Annotated in this window: 15 protein-coding genes; 9 read left to right on the top strand and 6 right to left on the bottom strand. The window is 64.9% G+C overall.

All coding sequences use genetic code 11. The features are described 5' to 3' along the window. Window positions 1-87 precede the first annotated feature (87 nt). Window positions 88-855, bottom strand: coding sequence for a crotonase/enoyl-CoA hydratase family protein (locus P8T11_RS24185; RefSeq protein ID WP_268079674.1), 768 nt, complete (start codon window positions 853-855; stop codon window positions 88-90). Window positions 856-1,134: 279 nt separating this feature from the next. Here P8T11_RS24185 and glyQ point away from each other — a divergent pair, with 279 nt between their 5' ends. The 7 genes from glyQ to def all read left to right on the top strand — a co-directional run bounded on the left by glyQ (window position 1,135) and on the right by def (window position 7,496). Continuing rightward, window positions 1,135-2,046 carry a glycine--tRNA ligase subunit alpha gene (gene glyQ / locus P8T11_RS24180; RefSeq protein ID WP_006217557.1) on the top strand — a complete coding sequence of 304 codons (912 nt, stop codon included), beginning with the start codon at window positions 1,135-1,137 and terminating at the stop codon, window positions 2,044-2,046. Further along, window positions 2,047-4,185, top strand: coding sequence for a glycine--tRNA ligase subunit beta (glyS, locus tag P8T11_RS24175; protein WP_268079675.1), 2,139 nt, complete (start codon window positions 2,047-2,049; stop codon window positions 4,183-4,185). Further along, window positions 4,182-4,721 (top strand): D-glycero-beta-D-manno-heptose 1,7-bisphosphate 7-phosphatase, encoded by a 540-nt coding sequence (gene gmhB / locus P8T11_RS24170; RefSeq protein WP_268079676.1) that lies wholly within the window; start codon window positions 4,182-4,184, stop codon window positions 4,719-4,721. Before glyS ends, gmhB begins: the two co-directional genes overlap by 4 nt. A 4-nt stretch (window positions 4,722-4,725) precedes the next feature. After that, complete coding sequence (locus P8T11_RS24165) at window positions 4,726-5,448, top strand: lysophospholipid acyltransferase family protein (RefSeq protein ID WP_264616598.1); 723 nt, start codon at window positions 4,726-4,728, stop codon at window positions 5,446-5,448. Further along, the gene (locus tag P8T11_RS24160; protein ID WP_268079677.1) at window positions 5,441-6,478 is read left to right on the top strand and encodes a YgjP-like metallopeptidase domain-containing protein; all 1,038 of its coding nucleotides are present in this window, start codon (window positions 5,441-5,443) and stop codon (window positions 6,476-6,478) included. Before P8T11_RS24165 ends, P8T11_RS24160 begins: the two co-directional genes overlap by 8 nt. A 73-nt stretch (window positions 6,479-6,551) precedes the next feature. Further along, the gene (gloA, locus tag P8T11_RS24155; RefSeq protein ID WP_268079678.1) at window positions 6,552-6,947 is read left to right on the top strand and encodes a lactoylglutathione lyase; all 396 of its coding nucleotides are present in this window, start codon (window positions 6,552-6,554) and stop codon (window positions 6,945-6,947) included. A gap of 15 nt (window positions 6,948-6,962) precedes the next feature. Then, the gene (gene def, locus P8T11_RS24150) at window positions 6,963-7,496 is read left to right on the top strand and encodes a peptide deformylase (RefSeq protein WP_259252438.1); all 534 of its coding nucleotides are present in this window, start codon (window positions 6,963-6,965) and stop codon (window positions 7,494-7,496) included. Here def and P8T11_RS24145 read toward each other — a convergent pair. After that, window positions 7,493-9,847, bottom strand: a complete 2,355-nt coding sequence (locus P8T11_RS24145; protein ID WP_268079679.1) for an acyl-CoA dehydrogenase — start codon at window positions 9,845-9,847, stop codon at window positions 7,493-7,495. The genes def and P8T11_RS24145 overlap by 4 nt on opposite strands. Window positions 9,848-9,995: 148 nt before the next feature. Between P8T11_RS24145 and P8T11_RS24140 the strand changes: the two genes are divergently transcribed. Then, window positions 9,996-11,225 carry a nucleoside recognition domain-containing protein gene (locus P8T11_RS24140; RefSeq protein WP_268079680.1) on the top strand — a complete coding sequence of 410 codons (1,230 nt, stop codon included), beginning with the start codon at window positions 9,996-9,998 and terminating at the stop codon, window positions 11,223-11,225. Window positions 11,226-11,276: 51 nt separating this feature from the next. Here P8T11_RS24140 and pyk read toward each other — a convergent pair whose 3' ends face one another. Next, a complete protein-coding gene (pyk, locus tag P8T11_RS24135; protein ID WP_268079681.1) occupies window positions 11,277-12,719 on the bottom strand; it encodes a pyruvate kinase in 1,443 nt (480 codons plus the stop codon). 105 nt (window positions 12,720-12,824) lie between these two features. Here pyk and P8T11_RS24130 point away from each other — a divergent pair, with 105 nt between their 5' ends. Continuing rightward, window positions 12,825-13,967 carry a glycerate kinase gene (locus P8T11_RS24130; RefSeq protein WP_268079682.1) on the top strand — a complete coding sequence of 381 codons (1,143 nt, stop codon included), beginning with the start codon at window positions 12,825-12,827 and terminating at the stop codon, window positions 13,965-13,967. A gap of 1,229 nt (window positions 13,968-15,196) precedes the next feature. On the opposite strand, the gene rsmA is transcribed toward P8T11_RS24130, so the two are convergent. The 3 genes from rsmA to P8T11_RS24115 are packed head-to-tail and all read right to left on the bottom strand — an operon-like array spanning window position 15,197 to window position 19,968. Continuing rightward, window positions 15,197-15,982: a 16S rRNA (adenine(1518)-N(6)/adenine(1519)-N(6))-dimethyltransferase RsmA gene (gene rsmA / locus P8T11_RS24125; protein WP_268079683.1), complete on the bottom strand. Its 786-nt coding sequence runs from the start codon at window positions 15,980-15,982 to the stop codon at window positions 15,197-15,199. A gap of 18 nt (window positions 15,983-16,000) precedes the next feature. Then, on the bottom strand, window positions 16,001-17,572 hold the full coding sequence (locus tag P8T11_RS24120) for a peptidylprolyl isomerase (RefSeq protein ID WP_268079684.1): 1,572 nt from the start codon (window positions 17,570-17,572) through the stop codon (window positions 16,001-16,003). Beyond that, complete coding sequence (locus tag P8T11_RS24115) at window positions 17,569-19,968, bottom strand: LPS-assembly protein LptD (RefSeq protein WP_268079685.1); 2,400 nt, start codon at window positions 19,966-19,968, stop codon at window positions 17,569-17,571. The genes P8T11_RS24120 and P8T11_RS24115 overlap by 4 nt, the downstream gene beginning before the upstream one ends. Window positions 19,969-19,975 lie beyond the last annotated feature (7 nt).

Genomic DNA, 19,975 nt, shown 5'->3' with positions numbered 1-19,975 from the left:
TTGAAAACGCGGCTGGCGGGTGAAGCCAACCACAAGGGAGCACAGATCGTTATTGCTGCCCGGCCGCCTTGCGGCCGGGGATACTCATTACTTACCCTGCCAGACCGGCTTGCGCTTTTCAGCGAAAGCGGTCGCGCCTTCCTTCGCGTCGGCCGACGAAAAGATATGCGCAATCAACGGACGTTGGCGGTCGAACATGCCGTCCTGTTCCCAATCAACGGCCTGCGACACGATGCTCTTGGCGGTCTGCACGGCCAGCGGGCCGTTTTCAACGATGGCGCGCGCCAGCTCCAGCGCACCGGCCAGCGCACCGCCCGGTTCGGTCAGGCGGTTGACCAGGCCAAACGAATGCGCGCGTTCGGCGGTCAGCATTTCGCCCGTCAGGATCACTTCCATGGCGATGTGGTACGGCAGGCGACGCGGCAGGCGCAGCATGCCGCCAGCGCCGGCCACCAGGCCGCGCTTGACTTCAGGCAGGCCGAACTTGGCGTTGTTGGCGGCCACGATCAGGTCGGACGCCAAGGCCATTTCGCAGCCGCCGGCCAGCGCGTAGCCTTCCACGGCGGCGATCAGCGGCTTCTTGGGCGGGCGTTCGTTCAGGCCGGCGAAACCACGGCCGTCAACATAGGGACGCTGCCCGGATTTGGCGAATGCCTTCAAGTCCATGCCCGACGAGAACGTGCCGCCGCCACCCGTCAGGATGCCGATGCGGATGTCGTCGCGGCTGTCCAGCTGGTCCAGCGCGGCGGCCATGGCCTGGGCGGTTTCCAGGTTGATGGCGTTCTTGGCTTCGGGGCGGTTGATCGTGATGATCTGGATGCCGTCGGTGACTTCCACCGTGATCAGGTCTGACATAGGACTGCTCCTTCCGGGATTTCTCGGAATCGGGTTCCGGGTTTTATATAAGACTTGGGACGTAACCTGGAATCATACGACCATTGGTTTCCAGGCGCAGCCGGGCTGCTTCCTGAGCGTCCGCCAGGGGCACACTCGGCCCGCCCGGGGGATGCCGTTCTGGCATAGATGTAACTGCCCGGCGGCGCCCGCCAAACGGGACGGCCCCAGGCCAGTTAAAATGCCCGGTTTCCCACGCCCACGGCAGGCCTGCCTGGCGAGTCGAATTCCAAGAATCCTATGCTCACCTTTCAGCAAATCATCCTTACGCTCCAGGAATACTGGGACAAGCAGGGTTGCGCCCTGCTGCAACCCTACGACATGGAAGTCGGCGCCGGCACCTCGCACACGGCTACGTTCCTGCGCGCGATCGGCCCGGAGCCGTGGCGCGCCGCCTACGTGCAGCCGTCGCGTCGCCCCAAGGATGGCCGCTACGGCGAAAACCCCAACCGCCTGCAGCACTATTACCAGTACCAGGTGGTGCTCAAGCCCGCGCCGCCCGACATCCTGGACCTGTACATCGGTTCGCTGAAGGCGCTGGGCATCGACCCCACCCAGCACGACATCCGCTTCGTCGAGGACGACTGGGAAAATCCCACGCTGGGCGCTTGGGGCCTGGGCTGGGAAGTCTGGCTGAACGGCATGGAAGTCACGCAGTTCACCTACTTCCAGCAAGTGGGCGGCCTGGATTGCACGCCGACCACGGGTGAAATCACCTACGGCCTGGAACGCCTGGCCATGTACCTGCAAGACGTGCAAAGCGTGTACGACCTGGTCTGGACCGAGGGCGCCAACGGCAACCGCGTGCTGTACCGCGACGTGTTCCACCAGAACGAAGTCGAACAATCGACCTACAACTTCGAGCACTCGTCGGCCGACATGCTGTTTGCGCACTTCAACGACTACGAAGCCGAAGCCAAGCGCCTGATGGACGTGCCGCTGGCGCTGCCGGCCTACGAGGCCGCGCTGAAAGCCGCGCACACCTTCAACATGCTGGACGCGCGAGGCGCCATCAGCGTGACCGAGCGCGCCGCCTACATTGGCCGCATCCGCAACCTGTCGCGCGCCGTCGCGCAGGCTTATTTCGATTCCCGCGAACGACTGGGCTTTCCCATGCTGCGCCGCAATCAGGCCGCCGGGGAGGCTGCATAAATGACGACGAACATCCGCCCCCTGCTGGTCGAACTGCTGACCGAAGAACTCCCGCCCAAGGCCCTGCAAAAGCTGGGCCAGGCCTTTGCCGAAGGCGTGCGCGCCACGCTGGAACGCCACGGCCTGCTGGCCGAAGGCTGCGCGGTCACCGCGTATTCCACGCCGCGCCGCCTGGCCGTGCACCTGTCCGCCGTGCTGGCGCAGGCGCCTGACCAGCCCTATGCCGAAAAGCTGATGCCCGCCAAGATCGGCCTGACCGAAGACGGCAAGGCTACCCCAGCGCTGCAAAAGAAGCTGGCCGCCAAGGGCCTGGAAAATATCGACCTGGCCACCCTGGACCGCGAATCCGATGGCAAGCAGGACTACCTGGTGGCTCGCGGCACCGCCCCCGGTTCGTCGCTGGCCGCCGGTTTGCAGGAAGGCATCGACACGGCGTTGAACAGCCTGCCGATCCCCAAGGTGATGCGTTACCAATTGGCCGACGGCGTCACCACCGTCAAGTTCGTGCGCCCCGCCCACGGTCTGGTTGCGCTGTTTGGCGCCGACGTGGTGCCGGTCGCCGCGCTGGGCATGCAGGCCGGCCGCGACACGCTGGGCCACCGCTTCATGAGCGCCGGCCCCGTCTCGTTCACCGACGCCGATTCCTACGCCGCCACGCTGGCTGAAAAGGGCCGCGTCGTCGCGTCCTTCGAAGGCCGCCGCGATGACATCCAGCGCCAGTTGCTGGACCACGCCGGCCGCCTGTCGGCCACGCTGGGCGACGACCCAGAAGTGGCCGCGCTGCTGGACGAAGTGACGGCGCTGGTCGAACACCCCACCGTCTACGTGGGTCAGTTTGAAGAGCAGTTCCTGCAAGTGCCGCAGGAATGCCTGATCCTGACCATGCGTTTGAACCAGAAGTACTTCCCGCTGTTCGACCCGGCCACCGGCCGCCTGACGCACCGCTTCCTGATCGTGAGCAACATGCACACGGACAAGCCGGTGAACATCGTTGAAGGCAACCAGCGCGTGGTGCGCCCGCGCCTGGCCGATGCGCAGTTCTTCTTTGAAACCGACCGCAAGACACCGCTGGCCTCGCGCGTGGAACAGCTGGGTTCCATCGTTTATCACAACAAGCTGGGCACCCAGCTTGAACGTGTCGAGCGCGTGCGCGCCATCGCGCGTGGCGTGGCCGAGCAACTGGGCGGCGACGTTAGCGCAGCCGACCGCGCCGCCATGCTGGCCAAGGCCGACCTGGGTTCGAACATGGTGGGCGAATTCCCCGAGCTGCAAGGCATCATGGGCGCCTACTACGCAGCCGGCGACGGCGAGCCCGCCAGCGTCGTCGAGGCGCTGCGCACGCAATACCGCAACCGCTACGACGCCCCCGTCACGCAAGACACCCTGACCGCCGCCACGCTGTTCATCGCCGAGCGCGTGGAAACGCTGGTCGGCATCTGGGCCATCGGCCTGGCGCCCACGGGCGAACGCGACCCCTTCGGCCTGCGCCGCGCGGCGCTTGGCCTGATCAGCGCGTTTGAGCAATTGGCGGCTGGTGGCTGGCTGAAGGTCAGCCAGGACGGCCCGCTGTCGCTCAACGGCCTGTTGGACTTGGCCGCAGGCACGTTCCCCGCCGGCAAGATCCCGGCCGACACGCTGGCTGAAGTTCGCACGTTCATCTACGAGCGCTACCGCAACCAGCTCATCAACGACTTCGACCGCAACGCGGTGGAAGCGGTGATTGCGCTGACGCCGCCGCTGCACCAGGTAGCCGAGCGCGTGCGCGCCGCCGCCGCGTTCGCGCAACTGCCCGAAGCGGCCAGCCTGGCCGCCGCCAACAAGCGCATCGGCAACCTGCTGAAGAAGGCCGAAGGCGAGATCGGCGCGGTGAATGAGGCCGCCCTGGTCGAACCCGCGGAAAAAGCGCTGGCCGCCACCGTCGCCCAGCTGCGCCCGCAAGCCGAAGCGCAATTGGCCGCGGGCGACTTTGCCGGCAGCCTGTCCACGCTGGCGCAAGCTCGCGAACCGGTGGACGCCTTTTTTGCCGACGTCATGGTCATGGCCGAAGACCCGGCCGTGCGCGCCAACCGACTGGCTCTGCTGAGCCAGTTGCATGGCCTGATGAACCAGGTGGCCGACATTTCCAGGTTGGCACAGTGAAACTCATCATCCTAGACCGCGACGGCGTCATCAATCAGGACAGCGATGCGTTCGTCAAGAATCCCGACGAATGGATCGCCCTGCCCGGCAGCCTGCAAGCCATCGCCCGGCTGACGCAGGCCGACTGGAAGGTGGTGGTTGCCACCAACCAGTCCGGCCTGGCGCGCGGCCTGTTCGACATGGACACTCTGACCGCCATCCACACCAAGATGCGGCGTGAACTGGCCGCCGTGGGCGGCGCGATCGACGCGGTGTTCCTGTGCCCGCACGGGCCGGATGACAACTGCACCTGCCGCAAGCCGCGTCCGGGGCTGTTTGAACAGATCGGGCACCGCTACGACATCAACCTGGCCGGCGTGCCGGCGGTGGGCGATTCGCTGCGTGATCTGCAGGCGTCGTCCGCTGTTGGCTGCGCGCCGTGGCTGGTGCAAACCGGCAACGGCAAAAAGACGCTGGCCAAGGGCGGCCTGCCCGAGAACACCCGCGTGTGCGAAGACCTGTCGGCCGTGGTCGACATTCTGCTTCAGGACAATTGATTCAATGGCCCGGCTACGTTCGCTGCTGTATTTCCTGTTCCTGGCCATCACGGTCATCCCCTACGCGTTCTTATGCATTCTGTGGGCGCCGCTGCCGCTGCACTGGCGCTACAAGCTGACGGTGGGTTGGCCGCGCCTGGCCATCTGGGGCGCCAAGGTGTTCTGCGGGATCCGCTGGCAGGTCAAGGGCTGGGAAAACCTGCCCGACGGCCCGGCCGTGATCCTGTCCAAGCACCAATCGGCCTGGGAAACCCTGTTCTTCCCGGCGCACATGCCGCGCGAAGTCTGCTTCGTCTACAAAAAAGAACTGCACATGGTGCCGTTCTTCGGCTGGGGCCTGGCGCTGCTGCGCATGATTGCCATTGACCGCTCCAAGGGCCGGGACGCCTTCGACCAGGTGGTCAAGCAAGGCCAGACGCGCATGGACGAAGGCCGCTGGCCGTTGCTGTTTCCCGAAGGCACGCGCGTGCCCCCGGGCAAGACGGCGCGCTTCAAGATGGGCGGGGCGCTGCTGGCGTCGCGCACCGGCGCGGTCGTCATTCCCGTGGCGCATAACGCCGGCGAGTGCTGGCGGCGCAATGCTTTCGTCAAATATCCCGGCATGGTTACCCTGTCCATCGGTCCCGCGATAGAATCCAAAGGACTCTCCCCCGACGAACTGAACCAGAAGGTTCAGGACTGGATCGAAGGGGAAATGCGGCGTCTCAACCCCGAAAGGTATGCCTAGCACTGATCAGCTCGAACTCCTGTTCGACGTACAAGACCACGACGCGACCCAAGGCGCGTCGCCACTGATCGCGCTCCACGGCGCGTCGCCGCTGATCGCCACGCCGAAGCCGCCTGCCGCGCGGCCCGTGCCCTCCCCCCAGGCGGACAGCCCGCAGCCCGTCACCCCCACCAACCTGTTTCCCGACGCCGCCACGGCCGACACGCCCAAGGGCGAGCCGCTGCTGACGCTGTCGCCCAATGCGTCGTCGCGCGTGCCCACGCCCTGTCCGGACCCGCTGCCGCCCGGCGCGCGCTGGCGTGAAGTGCCCACCGAGCAGCAGCCGATTGGCTTCGTGCTGCTGCGCTCGCGTCGGCGCAGCATTGGTTTTGTCATTACCGACGACGGCCTGCGGGTGACGGCGCCCAGTTGGGTCACGCTGACACAGATTGACGACGCGGTGCGCGAGAAAGCCCGCTGGATCCTCACCAAGCTGCGCGAATGGCATGCCCGCAAGCAGCAACTGGCCATCGCGCATACGCGCTGGCAGACCGGTGGCGAACTGCCTTACCTGGGCAAGCGCATTGTGCTTGGCGTGGGTGGCGACAGCCGCCAGTCCCGCTTGTCCGGCGATGCCGACGCGCCGCAAGACGGCGACACCTTGTTGCTGGCGCTGCCGTCCACGGCGGATCAGAGCCGCATCCGCGACGCCGCGCAAGCCTGGTTGCAGCAGCGCGCCGGCGCCTGGTTTGGCGCGCGGCTGGCGCATTTTTTACAGATCAGCGGTTTGAAGATACGCCGCTGGCGGCTGTCGTCCGCGGCCACGCGCTGGGGTTCCTGCACCAGCGACGGCAACATCATGCTGAACTGGCGCCTGATTCATTTCGCGCCCGGCATCATTGATTACGTCATTGCGCATGAACTCGCCCATCTGCGCGAGATGAACCACAGCCAGGACTTCTGGCGTGAAGTGGGCCAGATCCTGCCCGACTTCGAAGACGCCAAGAACATCCTGCGGCGTCACGATCCGGCTTCGCTGCCTCAGTTCTAAGACGCATTATTCTGGAAAGCACCGACGCCCCGGGTTCTTTCCCCCACCCCTCATCGCTTTAAGGAAGATTTCCATGCGTATGCTCCACACCATGCTGCGAGTCGGCAACCTCGACAAGTCCATCGATTTCTACACCAACGTGCTCGGCATGCGCGTCCTGCGCCGCAACGACTACCCGGACGGCAAGTTCACGCTGGCCTTCGTGGGCTATCAGGACGAGTCCGAAGGCGCGGTCATTGAACTGACCCACAACTGGGACACCGACAAGTACGACCTGGGCAACGGCTACGGCCACATCGCGCTGGAAGTCGACAACGCCTACGAAGCCTGTGACAAGGTCAAGGAACGCGGCGGCAAGGTCACCCGCGAAGCCGGCCCGATGAAGCACGGCAAGACCGTGATCGCGTTCGTGGAAGATCCGGACGGCTACAAGATCGAGTTCATCCAGAAGAAAGACCGTCAGGACTAAGCAGGAAAGCCCGCCATGATCCACCCCATCCTGAAAATGGGCGACCCGCGCCTCTTGCGTGTGGCCCCGCCGGTGGAACGCTTCGACACGCCCGAACTGCACGCCCTGATCGACGACATGTTTGAAACCATGGCGGCCGCGCAGGGCGTGGGGCTGGCCGCGCCACAGATCGGCGTGGACCTGCAAGTGGTGATCTTCGGCTTTGAGCGCAACGAGCGCTATCCGGACGCACCGCCCGTGCCGCAGACCATCCTGTGCAACCCGGTCATCACGCCGCTCTCGGACGAGATGCAGGACGGCTGGGAAGGCTGCCTGTCGGTGCCCGGCCTGCGCGGGCTGGTGCCGCGCTATCGTCACATCCGCTATAGCGGCCGCGACCCGTACGGCCAGTTGATCGAGCGCGAAGCCGAAGGCTTCCACGCCCGCGTGGTGCAGCATGAATGCGACCACTTGATTGGCCGCCTGTACCCGTCGCGCATCCAGGATTTCTCGAAGTTCGGCTTCACGGAAATCCTGTTCCCCGGCATGGACCCGAACGCGGACGATTAAGCATCCGGTTCGGGGTCGGGGTTCGTCTTGGGATTTGCTTCGGGGTTCGCTCCGGGATGCGCCCCGGTGGCCGCATCGGGTGTGCGTGCCGTCTGCGGCGACAGCGCTTCCGGCGCAAAATCATCCACCTGCAAGACCTTCAACACCAGGGCCTCGGCCGCTTCCAGCTGCGCGGCCTGCGCGTCGGTGACCGCGCCACGCTGATGCGCCTCGCGCCAATTGCGCACGTTCGACTGACGCAGGCGGTCGCGCAGGGGTTGCAGGGACTCGACCAGCGCAAACGCGCGGGTCAGGTCCGCCAGGGGGTCGCTGCCCGCGCGCCCACCACCCAACAGCACGCCGGCCTCCGGCCCGGTGCCGCTACCGGGCTCTCGTTGCAAGTCCGCCGCCAGCCGCGCATGCGTGGGCGACGGCTTCAACAAGAGCTCGGCGCAGGCGCGCGTCAAGGCGTCGTCCGGGCCACGCGCCAGGCGCAGCGGCAGGATGGCGGCACGCAAGCCCCAGGCCAGCACCCTTCCCGGCAGGTTGCGCAGCACCTCGTCCAAACTTTTTTCGATGCTGGCGTAGCCCTGCGCCATGCACCAATGCACCAGCGGCAGGTCGTCGTGCTTGCGGCCTTCGTCTTCCCAGCGCTTGAGCACCGCCGACAGCAGATATAGCTGCGACAGCACGTCGCCCAGGCGCGCCGAGATCATTTCGCGCCGCTTCAGCCCGCCGCCCAGCTGCGCCAAGGTGGCGTCGGCCAGCAACGCGAAGCCCGACGCATAGCGCCCCAGCCGCCGATAGTGGCTCGCCGTGGGGCCGGACACTGGCGACGGCGCCAGCAAGCCGCCCGTCCAAGCGCGGCCGATCGCGCGCAGCGCGTTCTTGCCGGCGTGCCGCAAGTGGCGCCAGAACACATCATGAAATACGTCGATGCCGCGTTCTTCGTCGGGGTTGGCCAGCGCCATCATTTCCGGCATCAGATACGGATGCGCGCGGATGGCGCCCTGCCCGAAAATGATCAGGTTGCGCGTCAGGATGTTGGCGCCTTCGACCGTAATCGCAATGGGCACTGCGCGATACAGCGCGCCCAGGTAGTTGCTGGGCCCGTCCATGACGGCGCGCCCGGCGTGCACGTCCATCGCGGCATTGACTGATTCGCGCATGCATTCGGTGGCGTGATATTTCATGATGCCCGACACGACCGCGGGCTTCACGTCCTGGTTCAGCGCGGCGCAGGTCAGGCGCCGCGCGGCCTCAGCCAGATAGGCGTTGCCCGCCAGGCGGGCCAGTTGTTCCTGCACGCCTTCGAACTTGCCGATAGGAATGCCGAACTGCTCGCGCACCCGCGCGTACATGCCCGTGGTGTGGGCGCACATGACGGCCGCCGCGGCCGACAGCGACGGCAGCGAAATGCCACGCCCAGCCGCCAACGCGCTCATCAGCATCTGCCAGCCCTGACCGGCACGCGCCTCGCCGCCAATCAGCGCGTCCAGGGGCACGAACACGTCGTGGCCCTGGTTGGGGCCGTTCTGAAACACTTGCATCGCCGGCAGATGGCGCCGCCCGATCTCCACGCCCGGCGCCTCGGTGGGCACCAGCGCCACCGAGATACCGATGTCCTCAGGGCCGCCCAGAATGCCGTCGGGGTCCGTCATCTTGAACGCCAGCCCCAGCACCGTGGCCACCGGCCCCAAGGTGATGTAGCGCTTGTGCCAATTAAGACGGATGCCGATGAGTTCTTGGCCATCCACCACCTGGCGGCACACCACGCCGGTATCCACCATGGACGCGGCGTCCGAGCCCGCTTCGGGGCTGGTCAGGCCAAAGCACGGCACTTCGCGGCCGTCGGCCAGGCGCGGCAGCCAGTAATCGCGCTGCGCGGGCGTGCCGAATTGCATCAGCAACTCACCCGGCCCCAGCGAATTTGGCACCATGACCGTGACACCCGCCGTGATCGAATAGGCGGAAATGCGCCGCACCACTTCGGAATGCGCATAGGGAGAAAAACCCAACCCACCGTAGCGGCGCGGAATGATCATGCCGAAAAAGCGCTGCGCTTTCAGGAAGTCCCACACGCGCGGAGGCAGGTCGCGGCGGTTCCAGGTGATGTCCCATTCGTCCAGCATGGCGCATAGCTGCGCCACGGGGCCGTCGATGAACGCCTGCTCCTGCGGGGTGAGCGCGGCGACGGGCACGTCCAGCAGCTTGTGCCAGTCGGGGTTGCCGGTGAACAGGTCGGCGTCCCACCAGGAGTCTCCGGCCTCGATGGCCTCGCGTTCGGTTGCCGACATGGCGGGCAAGGCGTTGCGCGCCCAGCGGTACGCGGGTTCCGAGATGCGGCGACGGCGCCAGGCATTGAAGTCCATGAGTGTCCCTCACTGTTATGGCCCTAGGGCGTGTCGATGCAAAGTACCAGAATTGACGGCGCGCGGCCAAGCTCGCAAGGGCTGACTCTGCGACAATGAGCGTCCCCGCGCTGGTGCGCAACCAACCGCTATCCGGGCATCGCCACGCATGCTGAACAAACTCTGGCTGGGCTTCTTCCTGACCGCCGCCGCCGCCGCGCTCTACCGCTGGCTGGCCATTGGAGACCCCGACGTCTTCCGCCTGATGGTGGCCAGCCTGTTCGACATGGCGCGTGTGTCGGTGGAAGTCATGGTGCTGCTGTTTGGCACGCTGACGCTGTGGCTGGGTTTCTTGCGTATTGCCGAACGCGCCGGCCTGGTGGAAAAATTGGCGCACCTGCTGGGTCCGCTGTTTGCCCGCTTGATGCCCGAGGTACCGCGCAACCATCCGGCTATCGGCCTGATCACCCTGAACTTCGCCGCCAACGGCCTGGGGCTGGACAACGCCGCCACGCCGATCGGCCTGCGCGCCATGCGCGAGCTGCAATCGCTGAACCCCACGCCGGAAACCGCCAGCAACGCGCAGATTCTGTTCCTGGTGTTGAATGCATCGTCGCTGACGCTGCTGCCCGTCACCCTGTTCATGTTCCGCGCGCAACAGGGCGCGGCCGACCCCACCCTGGTGTTCCTGCCCATTCTGCTGGCGACCAGCGCATCGACGCTGGCCGGCTTCCTGGCCGTGGCCGCGTGTCAGCGCCTGCGCTTAACCGACCCCATCGTGATGCTTTGGCTGGGTGGCGCGGCGCTGGTGTTGGGCGGCTTCATGGCGCTGTTGGCCAGCATGTCAGCGGCGGCGATTGCGTCGCTGTCGTCGCTCATGGGCAACCTGGCGCTGTTCGGCATCCTGCTGGCGTTCCTGGTCGTGGGCGCGTGGAAAAAGGTGCCGGTGTACGAAGCCTTCATCGACGGCGCCAAGGAAGGGTTCGACATTGCCAAGAGCCTGCTGCCGTACCTGGTGGCCATGCTGTGCGCCGTGGGCGTGCTGCGCGCATCGGGCGCGCTGGATCTGGCGCTGGACGGCATCCGTTGGTTGGCACTGCAGGTGGGTTGGGACACGCGCTTTGTCGACGCCCTGCCCACCGCGCTGGTCAAGCCGTTCTCGGGCAGCGCGGCCCGCGCGATGATGCTTGAGACCATGACGCACTACGGCGTGGACAGCTTTCCCGCCCTGCTGTCCGCCGTGATGCAGGGCAGCACCGAAACCACCTTCTACGTGCTGGCGGTGTACTTCGGGTCGGTGGGAATCGTGCGCGCGCGCCACGCGGTGGGGTGCGCGCTGGTGGCCGATGCGGCCGGTGTGTTGGCCGCCATCGGCGTGTGCTACTGGTTCTTCGGCTAAGGGCTGTGGGCGGGGCTTGCTGCATGGCAAGCGCCCCGCCGGGCCTTCGCGTCAATCCACCATCAGGATCTTCATGCCGTTGGTGCCACCGCTGTCGCGGTAGAAGTCGCCCTTGGTCAGAATGACCCAGTCGCCCGTCTTGACCAGGTTGCGCTTGCGCAGTTCTTCAATGGCGGCCTCGCTGAGTTCGGCCGGTTCGTAGTCCGACGGCGCGAACGGAATCGTGTAGACACCACGGAACATCGCCACGCGGTTCTGCGTCAGGCTGTGCGGGCTGTAGCAGTAGATCGGCACGCCCGAGCGGATGCGCGACATGATCAGCGGGGTGTGCCCGCTTTCGGTCAACGCAATGATGGCCTTCACGCCGGGGAAATGATTGGCCGCGTACATGGCCGCCAGCGCGATGGTTTCATCGCAGCGCGTGAAAGTTTCGCCCATGCGGTGGTGCGACACGGTGGACGTGGGATGTTTTTCCGCGCCCAGGCAAACGCGCGCCATGGCTTGCACGGTTTCAACGGGATATTGGCCCGATGCGCTTTCGGCCGACAGCATCACGGCGTCGGTGTAATCCAGCACCGCGTTGGCCACGTCCGACACTTCGGCGCGCGTGGGCATGGGGCTGGAAATCATGGATTCCATCATCTGCGTCGCGGTGATGACCACTTTGTTCAGCGTGCGCGCGTGCTGGATGATGCGCTTCTGAATGCCCACCAATTCCGCGTCGCCCACTTCCACGCCCAGGTCGCCGCGCGCCACCATCACGCCATCGCTGGCGCGGATCAGCGAGTCCAGCGCTTCGTCGTCGGCCACGGCCTCGGCGCGTTCGATCTTGGCAATGATCCAGGCCTGACTGCCGGCTTCGGCCAGCAAGGCGCGGGCTTCGTCGATGTCGCTGCCATAGCGCGGGAACGACACCGCCACGTAATCAAGTTCCATCTCGGCGGCCAGCTTGATGTCGACGCGGTCCTTGTCGGTCAGGCTGGGGGCGGACAAACCGCCGCCACGGCGGTTGATGCCCTTGTTGTTCGACAAGGGGCCGCCTACCGTCACCGTGGTGTGGACTTCGTCGCCTTCAACGCGGTCCACCAGCAGCACGACGCGGCCATCGTCCAGCAAGAGTTCGTCGCCCACGCGGCAATCGGTGACCAGTTCGGGGTAGTCGATGCCGACGATGCTGGCGGTTCCGGCATCCTTCGGATGCACGCGCGACAGCGTGAACGGCTGGCCGACTTGCAACTGCACCAGCTTGTCGGTGAACCGCGCGATGCGGATCTTCGGGCCTTGAAGATCGCCCATGATGGCGACAAAGCGTCCTTGCTGGGCGGCGATGTCGCGCACCAATTGTGCGCGGGCGCGGTGGTCGTCCGCGCTGCCATGCGAGAAGTTCAAACGGGCCACATCCAGGCCCGCGCGGATCAGCGCTTCAATGCGTTCGGGCGTCGACGTCGAAGGCCCCAGGGTGGCAACAATTTTGGTGCGGCGCAATACAGGCATGACGGTCCACTCTCGCAAAAACAACGAAAGCGCTATGGTACGCCGCCTGCGTCGGCACGGGTATCATGGTCAGCACTCCGACCCATAACCAGCCCCTCCGACACCGTGAAAATCGTCATTGCTCCCGACTCTTTCAAAGAAAGCGTTTCCGCGCCTGACGCGGCGGCGGCCATTGCGCGCGGCGTGAAAGCCGCCTGCCCAGGCGCCCACACCGTCTGCATTCCCATGGCCGATGGCGGCGAAGGCACGGTTGAAGCCGTGCTGGCCGCAACCGGCGGGAAGGCCCGGCAGCTTACGGTGAACGATGCGCTGGGCTACAAGGTCGATGCCGTCTGGGGTTTGTTGGAAGACGGCACCGCCGTGATTGAAATGGCGGCCGCCGCGGGGCTTGAACTGATCTCGCCATCCAAGCGCGACCCGATGCGCGCCAGCAGTCACGGCGTGGGCGAGCTGATGCTGGCCGCCGTCAACGCGGGCGCCACGCGCATCATTCTGGGGCTGGGCGGTTCGGCTACGAACGACGCGGGCGCCGGCATGCTGACGGCGCTGGGCGTGCGCTTGATGGATGCCGCCGGCAACAGCCTGCCGCCCGGCGGCGGCGCGCTGGGCAAGGTGGCCAGCATCGACACGCGCGGGATGGACCCGCGCCTGGCCAAGATCCGTATTGATATCGCCTCGGATGTGGACAACCCGCTGTGTGGGCCACAGGGCGCCTCGCATGTGTTCGGGCCGCAGAAAGGCGCCACGCCGGAACAGGTGTTGGCGTTGGACCAGATGCTGTCGAATTTCGCCGATGTCTGCGCGCGGCATCTGGGCGTGGATCATCGCAACGACGCCGGCGCGGGCGCGGCGGGCGGCTTGGGGTTCGCCGCCAAGGCGTTCCTGCAGGCGCACTTTCGGCCGGGCGTGGAGATCGTGGCGGAGTTGGGCCGCCTGGCCGAAGCGATTGAAGGCGCCACGCTGGTGTTCACCGGCGAAGGCCGCATGGACGCCCAAACCCTGCGCGGCAAAACACCAGCCGGCGTTGCGAAAATCGCGCAGCAGGCTGGCGTGCCGGTCGTGGCGTTGGCGGGATCGCTAGGCGACGGCTACGAAGCGCTGCACGCCGGCGGCATCACCGCCGCCTTCAGCCTGGCGCCCGGCCCCATCACCTTGCAGCAAGCGCTGGGGGATGCGGAGAAGCTGCTTACGGAACGGGCAAGAGATGTCATGCAGCTATGGATGGCGGCGCAGAAGCGGATGCTGTGAGCGATGAAGCGCGGGAAGGCCGGCATCATCAAGATGATGTGTATGGCGCGTAGCCATCCGACATAGGTCACGTTTTGTGGCTCGGCGCTGACTATGTGGCTGATTCTGGATTTAATTCCGCCTTCGTTTGATGGGTTTCGCGCGTTTGGCGTCTGTTCAATATTGACGTGATCTTCGCGCTGCACCCATCCTACATGGGCCACGTTTCGTGGCTCGGAGTTGAACTATGTGGCGGATTCTGGATTTAATTCCGCCTTCGTTTGATGGGTTTCGCGCGTTTGGCGTCTGCTTAATATTGACGTGATCTTCGCGCTGCACCCATCCTACATGGGCCACGTTTCGTGGCTCGGCGCTGAATTATGTCGCGGATTCTGGATTTAATTCCGCCTTCGTCTGATGGGTTTCGCGCGTTTGGCGTCTGCTTAATATTGACGTGATCTTCGCGCTGCACCCATCCTACATGGGCAACGTTTGGTGGCTTGGCGCTGAACTATGTGGCGGATTCTGGATTTAATTTCGCCTTCGTTTGATGGGTTTCGCGCGTTTGGCGTCTGCTTAATATTGACGTGATCTTCGCGCTGCACCCATCCTACATGGGCAACGTTTGGTGGCTTGGCGCTGAACTATGTGGCGGATTCTGGATTTAATTCCGCCTTCGTTTGATGGGTTTCGCGCGTTTGGCGTCTGCTTAAATATTGACGTGATCTTCGCGCTGCACCCATCCTACATGGGCGACGTTTCGTGACTCGGAGTTGAACTATGTGGCGGATTCTGGATTTAATTCCGCCGTCGTTTGATGGGTTTCGCGCGTTTGGCGCCTGTTTAATATTGACGTGATCTTCGCGCTGCACCCATCCTACATGGGCCACGTTTGGTGGCTCGGAGTTGAACTATGTGGCGGATTCTGGATTTAATTTCGCCTTCGTTTGATGGGTTTCGCGCGTTTGGCGTCTGCTTAATATTGACGTGATCTTCGCGCTGCACCCATCCTACATGGGCCACGTTTGGTGGTTGGATCGTAGGATGGGTGAAGCGCGGGAAGGCGGGAAGAAGGGAAACAATGCCGAACGCGCGTAACCCATCGGGCGGCGTTGGCGGTGTGGCTGAACCTGGTTCGAAATCCAGCGCTGACTATGTGGCTGATTCCGCTTTAATTCCGCCTTCGTTTGATGGGTTTCGCGCGTTTGGCGTCTGTTCAATATTGACGTGATCTGCGCGCTGCACCCATCCTACGAGAGCAGGCCGGCCTTGACCAATGCGTCTGACAGGCGGATGTAGCGGTCGACCGAAATATCTTCGGCGCGGGAGGTGGGGGCGATGTCCAGGGCTTCCCAGGGGACTTGCGGTGCCCAGTCGGCCAGCACCCGGCGCAGCATTTTGCGGCGCTGCGAGAACGCGCGGGCCACCACCGTTTCAAAGGCGCGGACGCTGACCGGTTGCAGGCGGTCTGCCGGCAAGGGCACCATGCGCACGATCGCGGACACCACCTTGGGCGGCGGGTCGAAGGCTTCGGGCGGCACATCAAACAGTTTGTGCATGCGGTAGCGCGATTGCAGCATCACCGACAGACGGCTGAAATCCCCCGAACCCGGTGTCGCCACCATGCGGTCGATCACTTCGCGTTGCAGCATGAAATGCTGGTCGCGGATGTGGTCGGCCCAGGTCATCAGATGAAACAGCAGCGGGCTGGAAATGTTGTAGGGCAGGTTGCCCACGACACGCAGCGCGCTGCCGAACTGCGAAAAATCCACCGTCAGCGCATCAGCCTCGACCACGGTCAGGCGAGACGCCTCGAACTGCTTGCGCAGGCGCGCGGCCAGGTCGCGGTCGATTTCAACGGCGGTGAGGTGGTCCAGACGCTCAAGCAGCGGCCGGGTAAGCGCAGACAAACCTGGGCCGATCTCGACCACGGCATCGTCACGGGCGGGTGCAACCGCCCGGACGATGGACTCGACGACGCTTTCGTCGGTCAGGAAGTTCTGGCCGAAGCGCTTGCGCGCCTGGTGTTGAGACATGAAAAGCCTGTAATGCGTTTAGCGGTTGTTCTGCTGGATCTTTTGCTGCTTTTCAAGCCGGTTGTCGATATAGGCCTGAGCGCGCAACTGCTCGAGCCAATCTTCAAAAGCCGGTTGTGCGCGGCGCTCGAACAAGGTCTGGCGCGCCTTCATGCGGGCCATGTCGTCGGTAGCGTCATGCTGGCGGCGTTCTTCAACCTGGATCAAGTGCCAACCGAAAGGCGACTGGACCGGCTGGCTGATCTCGCCCGGCTTCAGGGCGTTCATGGCGGCTTCGAACGGCGGCACGGTTTCACCCGGGTTCAGCCATCCCAGCTCGCCGCCCTGCGGCGCGGTCGAATCCTGCGAGTACTGACGCGCCATGTCTTCGAACTTGGCGGTGCCCGACACCAGGCGCTGACGCACCTGTTCCAGGCGCTGGCGCGCGGCTTCGTCGCTCATGACGGTGGAGGTCTTGATCAGGATGTGACGCGCGCGGGTCTGCATCACTTCGGTGGGGCCTTGCTGCGCGGCAGCTTGCGGACGCGCGGCCGGCTGCGGCGCGGGCGTGGGAGCCGGCGCGCGCGCGGTGCGGCCCGGGGCCGGCTGGGCCGTGCCACGGTCCATCACCTTGATGATGTGGAAACCGTTGCCGCTCTGGATCAGGTTGCTGACCTGGCCCTTTTGCAGATCGCTGATGGCCTTGACGAACAGGTCGGGCCAGCCATCCAGCGGGCGCACGCCCATGACGCCGCCTTGCAACGCCTCCGGGCCGTCAGACGCGGCAGCCGCCAGGCTGGCGAAGTCGTCGCCACGCTTGGCGCGGGCCAGCAGGCCTTCGGCCTTCTTGCGCAGCACCGCCAACTGTTCGGGCGACGAGCCTTCCGGCACGCGCACCAGAATCTGCGCCAACGCGTAGAGCATCGGACCCGAAGGCACCGCGGCTTGCTCGGGCGTGGGTTCGGGCCGCGCCTGCGGTTGGGGCTGCTGGGGCGCGGCGCCAAAAGCCGGGTTGCGGCGCTGGTCTTTCAGGAAAGCGTCGACTTCGTTGTCCGAGATGACGATCGTGGAATCCACCGCGCGTTGGCGCAGGCGGTCCGTACGGATCTCGTCGCGCAGCGACTTGCGGTAGCTATCCCACGTCGTGCCCGATTTTTCGATTTCGGCACGCAATTGCGCCACGCTGATCTTGTTGCGGCCGGCGATGGTCTGGATGGCCTGATCGACTTGCGCGTCGTCCACGCGTATGCCCAGGCGGTCGGCTTCGTGGCGCTGCACGCGCTCCATGATCAGGCGCTGCAGCACTTGATGCTGCAGGGTCTGGTCGTCGGGCACCTGGATGCCACGCCCCTTAAGTTCGGACGAAATGCGGGTCGACGCCTCGCGCAATTCGCGCAGCGTGATCACGTCCTTGTCGACCACCGCGGCAATGCCATCCACGAACTGCTCGCCCTGCGGCGCGTTCTGCTGAGCGGCGGGCGCGGCCTTGGCGCCGTTGTTCGCGGCCCGGCCTGTCTGCGCGGCCACGGGTGCGGCGGACAGACCGGCGCAAAGGGCCAACAACAGCGCACTGCCGGACAGGCGGCGCAAAGAGTGCAACCTACGCATCATTCATACCTTTCAAATGTGGTCCCAGCCGGCACGGGCGGTGTAATGCTGGTGTAGCCGGGGATACTTCTGTTCAGCAGGTTCATCGGGTCAGTTCCCAGGGAACCCAGCCCGCTCAGCTCAAGCTGGAAGAACACCGCGGAGTTGGCGTCCGTTGCCGATACGGCATAGCGCTGGTAGACCACGCGGCCCACCCAGCAGCAATCACCCTTGTACTCCAGGCCGGCGATGGCCTGCGTCACGCGGGGAGATTCCGTCGTATTGGCGACCGTGCTGGACGGCCCGGAGCGCAAGGAATAGTCCACCCGGCCCACACCGTACCAGCGCTTGCTGAACGGCCATTGGACCGCCAGGCTGACCTGGTTCTGGCCCTGGGGCTGGTATTGGACACCCGTTTGCGGGTCACGCTGATAACGATACGACACCGCCACCGTGGTCAGGCGCTGCGGCGACCAGCGGGCGCTGACCAAGCCACGCGACCACTGGTTGTCGTAAGGGTTGTACTGCGCCGCCACGTCGGTGCTGAGCGTGTCGGTCAGTGCCGCGCTGGCGCCCACGAGGAAGTCGGAACGGACGTTTTCACGCGGCGTCTCGCCGGGCAGCGTGACCTTTTGGTCTTCAAAGTACAGGCGCTGCGCCACGGCCAGCGACATGCGCTCGAAGCCCGTGTTGGCATCCAGCCAGCGCGAGGTCAGCGCGGCGGTCAGCTGGTTGGCGTTGGAAATACGGTCCCAGCCGCCGGTGTAGATGTTCTCTTCAAACGCCTGCGAAAAGCTGAAATCCGCCAACGACGTATCGAAGACCGGCATCTTGGACTGGTCGCGATACGGCACGCGCAGGTAGTACAGGCGCGGTTCGAGCGTTTGCGTGGAGGCCTTGCCGAACAAGGTCGTGTCGCGCTCGAAAATCAAGCCGGCGTCCAGCGACATGATGGGCACGGTGCGCGACTGCGAGCGCGGCAGGCCGTCGGCCGAGCCGCCGTTCAAGCCAAGCGCGTCCTCGCCATACCATTTGGTCTGGTACTGGGTGTAATTCACGCCCGCCTTCGGGATGATGAACCAGCCCGGCCGCACGATCGGATAGGACACCGTCGGGTAGGACTGCAGGCGGTCGCCATCGGGGTAACGCACCGAGGAGCCGAAATCAGGCCGGCGGAAACGCACGGCGGTCGACGTCCAATCCACATCGAAGCCACCCCAGTCGTAGCGCGCGCCACGCAGGTAGAGCTCGGGTTCCTTGTCATACGGCGGCACCAGCGGTGCGTCCGGATCCTGCAGCGTCTGGTACTTGTAGACCTGGGCGTACGCGCTCCAGTAGTTGGACGCCCAGCCCACGCGGCCGCGCTGCGGCAGATAGGTGGTTGACGCCTGGTTCAGGCCCAACTGCGAGATGTCGCGGAAGTAGTTGTCGTCCGATACCTTGGCAAGATCCCAGTCGGCGTAGAAGCCATGCGAAAACGTCTGCTGATGGCGCCACCAGTACATCCAGCGGTCTTCGCTGGTGACGTTGTCGTTGGGCAGGTAAGTGCCGTCGATGGTGCCGACATAGGACGAACCCAGATAGCGGAATTCGCCACCCAACTGCATGCCGCGCTTGGAGAAATAGCGCGGCTGGAGCGTCAGGTCGTAATTGGGGGCCAGGTTCAGGTAATACGGCAGCGAAAAGTCAAAGCCGCCCTGGCTGGTGGTGCCGTAGGTCGGCATCAAGAAGCCCGACTTGCGCTCTTTCTTGACCGGGAAGGTCATGTAGGGCGACGCCAGGATCGGCACGTCCTTGAAATACAGCACGCCGTTGCGCGCCACGCCTTCGTTTTCGTCGAAATCGATGTCGACGGTTTTGGCCTTGATGTACCAGGACGGCGTTTCGCAAGAGCAGCCGCTGTACGTGACCGTATGCAGCCGCATCTGCGACTTGCTGAAGATGTCGGCGTGTTCGGCCACGGCAAAGCCGCCGGTGGCGCCCATCCAGAAATTGGGCTGTTCGACTTCGCCTGAATACTTGTCGACGTTGAACTTCGCGTTAGGGCCGGTCACCAGGGTGCCGTCGCGCATCATGCGCGCGCTGCCCTGGACGTCGACTTCGCCCGTGTCCTTGCGATAGTTGATGCGGTCGCCCTTGATGATCCCGTCGATGCGGCGCACTTGCGCGCTGCCGCTCAGGGTCAGGTCGGACTCCGGGTCGCCTTCGATGCTGTCCGCTTCCAGATACGCGGGAATGTTGTCGTCCGGCAGGCGATGCATCCGCAAACCGGGCGACGTGCGCAACACGGGAGCCGCGGGGGTGGCGGTTGCCGAGCTTGCCGAGGGTGCAGCGGGAGTCGAACCTTGGCTACCTTGAGCCTGGACGGCTCCGGCGGCGACGCTGACAGCAGAGAGGATCAACCACCGAACCTTGCGCACGAGTGAA

It is taken from the genome of Achromobacter spanius (assembly GCF_029637605.1).
Taxonomy (GTDB): Bacteria; Pseudomonadota; Gammaproteobacteria; order Burkholderiales; family Burkholderiaceae_B; genus Achromobacter; species Achromobacter spanius_E.
This window is presented reverse-complemented; position numbering and strand designations above follow the sequence as displayed.

Coding starts and splice junctions, on each gene's coding strand:
- P8T11_RS24185 (WP_268079674.1), bottom strand. CDS start 855: ATGTCAGACCTGATCACGGTGGAAGTCACCGACGGCATCCAGATCATC.
- glyQ (WP_006217557.1), top strand. CDS start 1,135: ATGCTCACCTTTCAGCAAATCATCCTTACGCTCCAGGAATACTGGGAC.
- glyS (WP_268079675.1), top strand. CDS start 2,047: ATGACGACGAACATCCGCCCCCTGCTGGTCGAACTGCTGACCGAAGAA.
- P8T11_RS24165 (WP_264616598.1), top strand. CDS start 4,726: ATGGCCCGGCTACGTTCGCTGCTGTATTTCCTGTTCCTGGCCATCACG.
- P8T11_RS24160 (WP_268079677.1), top strand. CDS start 5,441: ATGCCTAGCACTGATCAGCTCGAACTCCTGTTCGACGTACAAGACCAC.
- gloA (WP_268079678.1), top strand. CDS start 6,552: ATGCGTATGCTCCACACCATGCTGCGAGTCGGCAACCTCGACAAGTCC.
- def (WP_259252438.1), top strand. CDS start 6,963: ATGATCCACCCCATCCTGAAAATGGGCGACCCGCGCCTCTTGCGTGTG.
- P8T11_RS24145 (WP_268079679.1), bottom strand. CDS start 9,847: ATGGACTTCAATGCCTGGCGCCGTCGCCGCATCTCGGAACCCGCGTAC.
- P8T11_RS24140 (WP_268079680.1), top strand. CDS start 9,996: ATGCTGAACAAACTCTGGCTGGGCTTCTTCCTGACCGCCGCCGCCGCC.
- pyk (WP_268079681.1), bottom strand. CDS start 12,719: ATGCCTGTATTGCGCCGCACCAAAATTGTTGCCACCCTGGGGCCTTCG.
- rsmA (WP_268079683.1), bottom strand. CDS start 15,982: ATGTCTCAACACCAGGCGCGCAAGCGCTTCGGCCAGAACTTCCTGACC.
- P8T11_RS24120 (WP_268079684.1), bottom strand. CDS start 17,572: ATGATGCGTAGGTTGCACTCTTTGCGCCGCCTGTCCGGCAGTGCGCTG.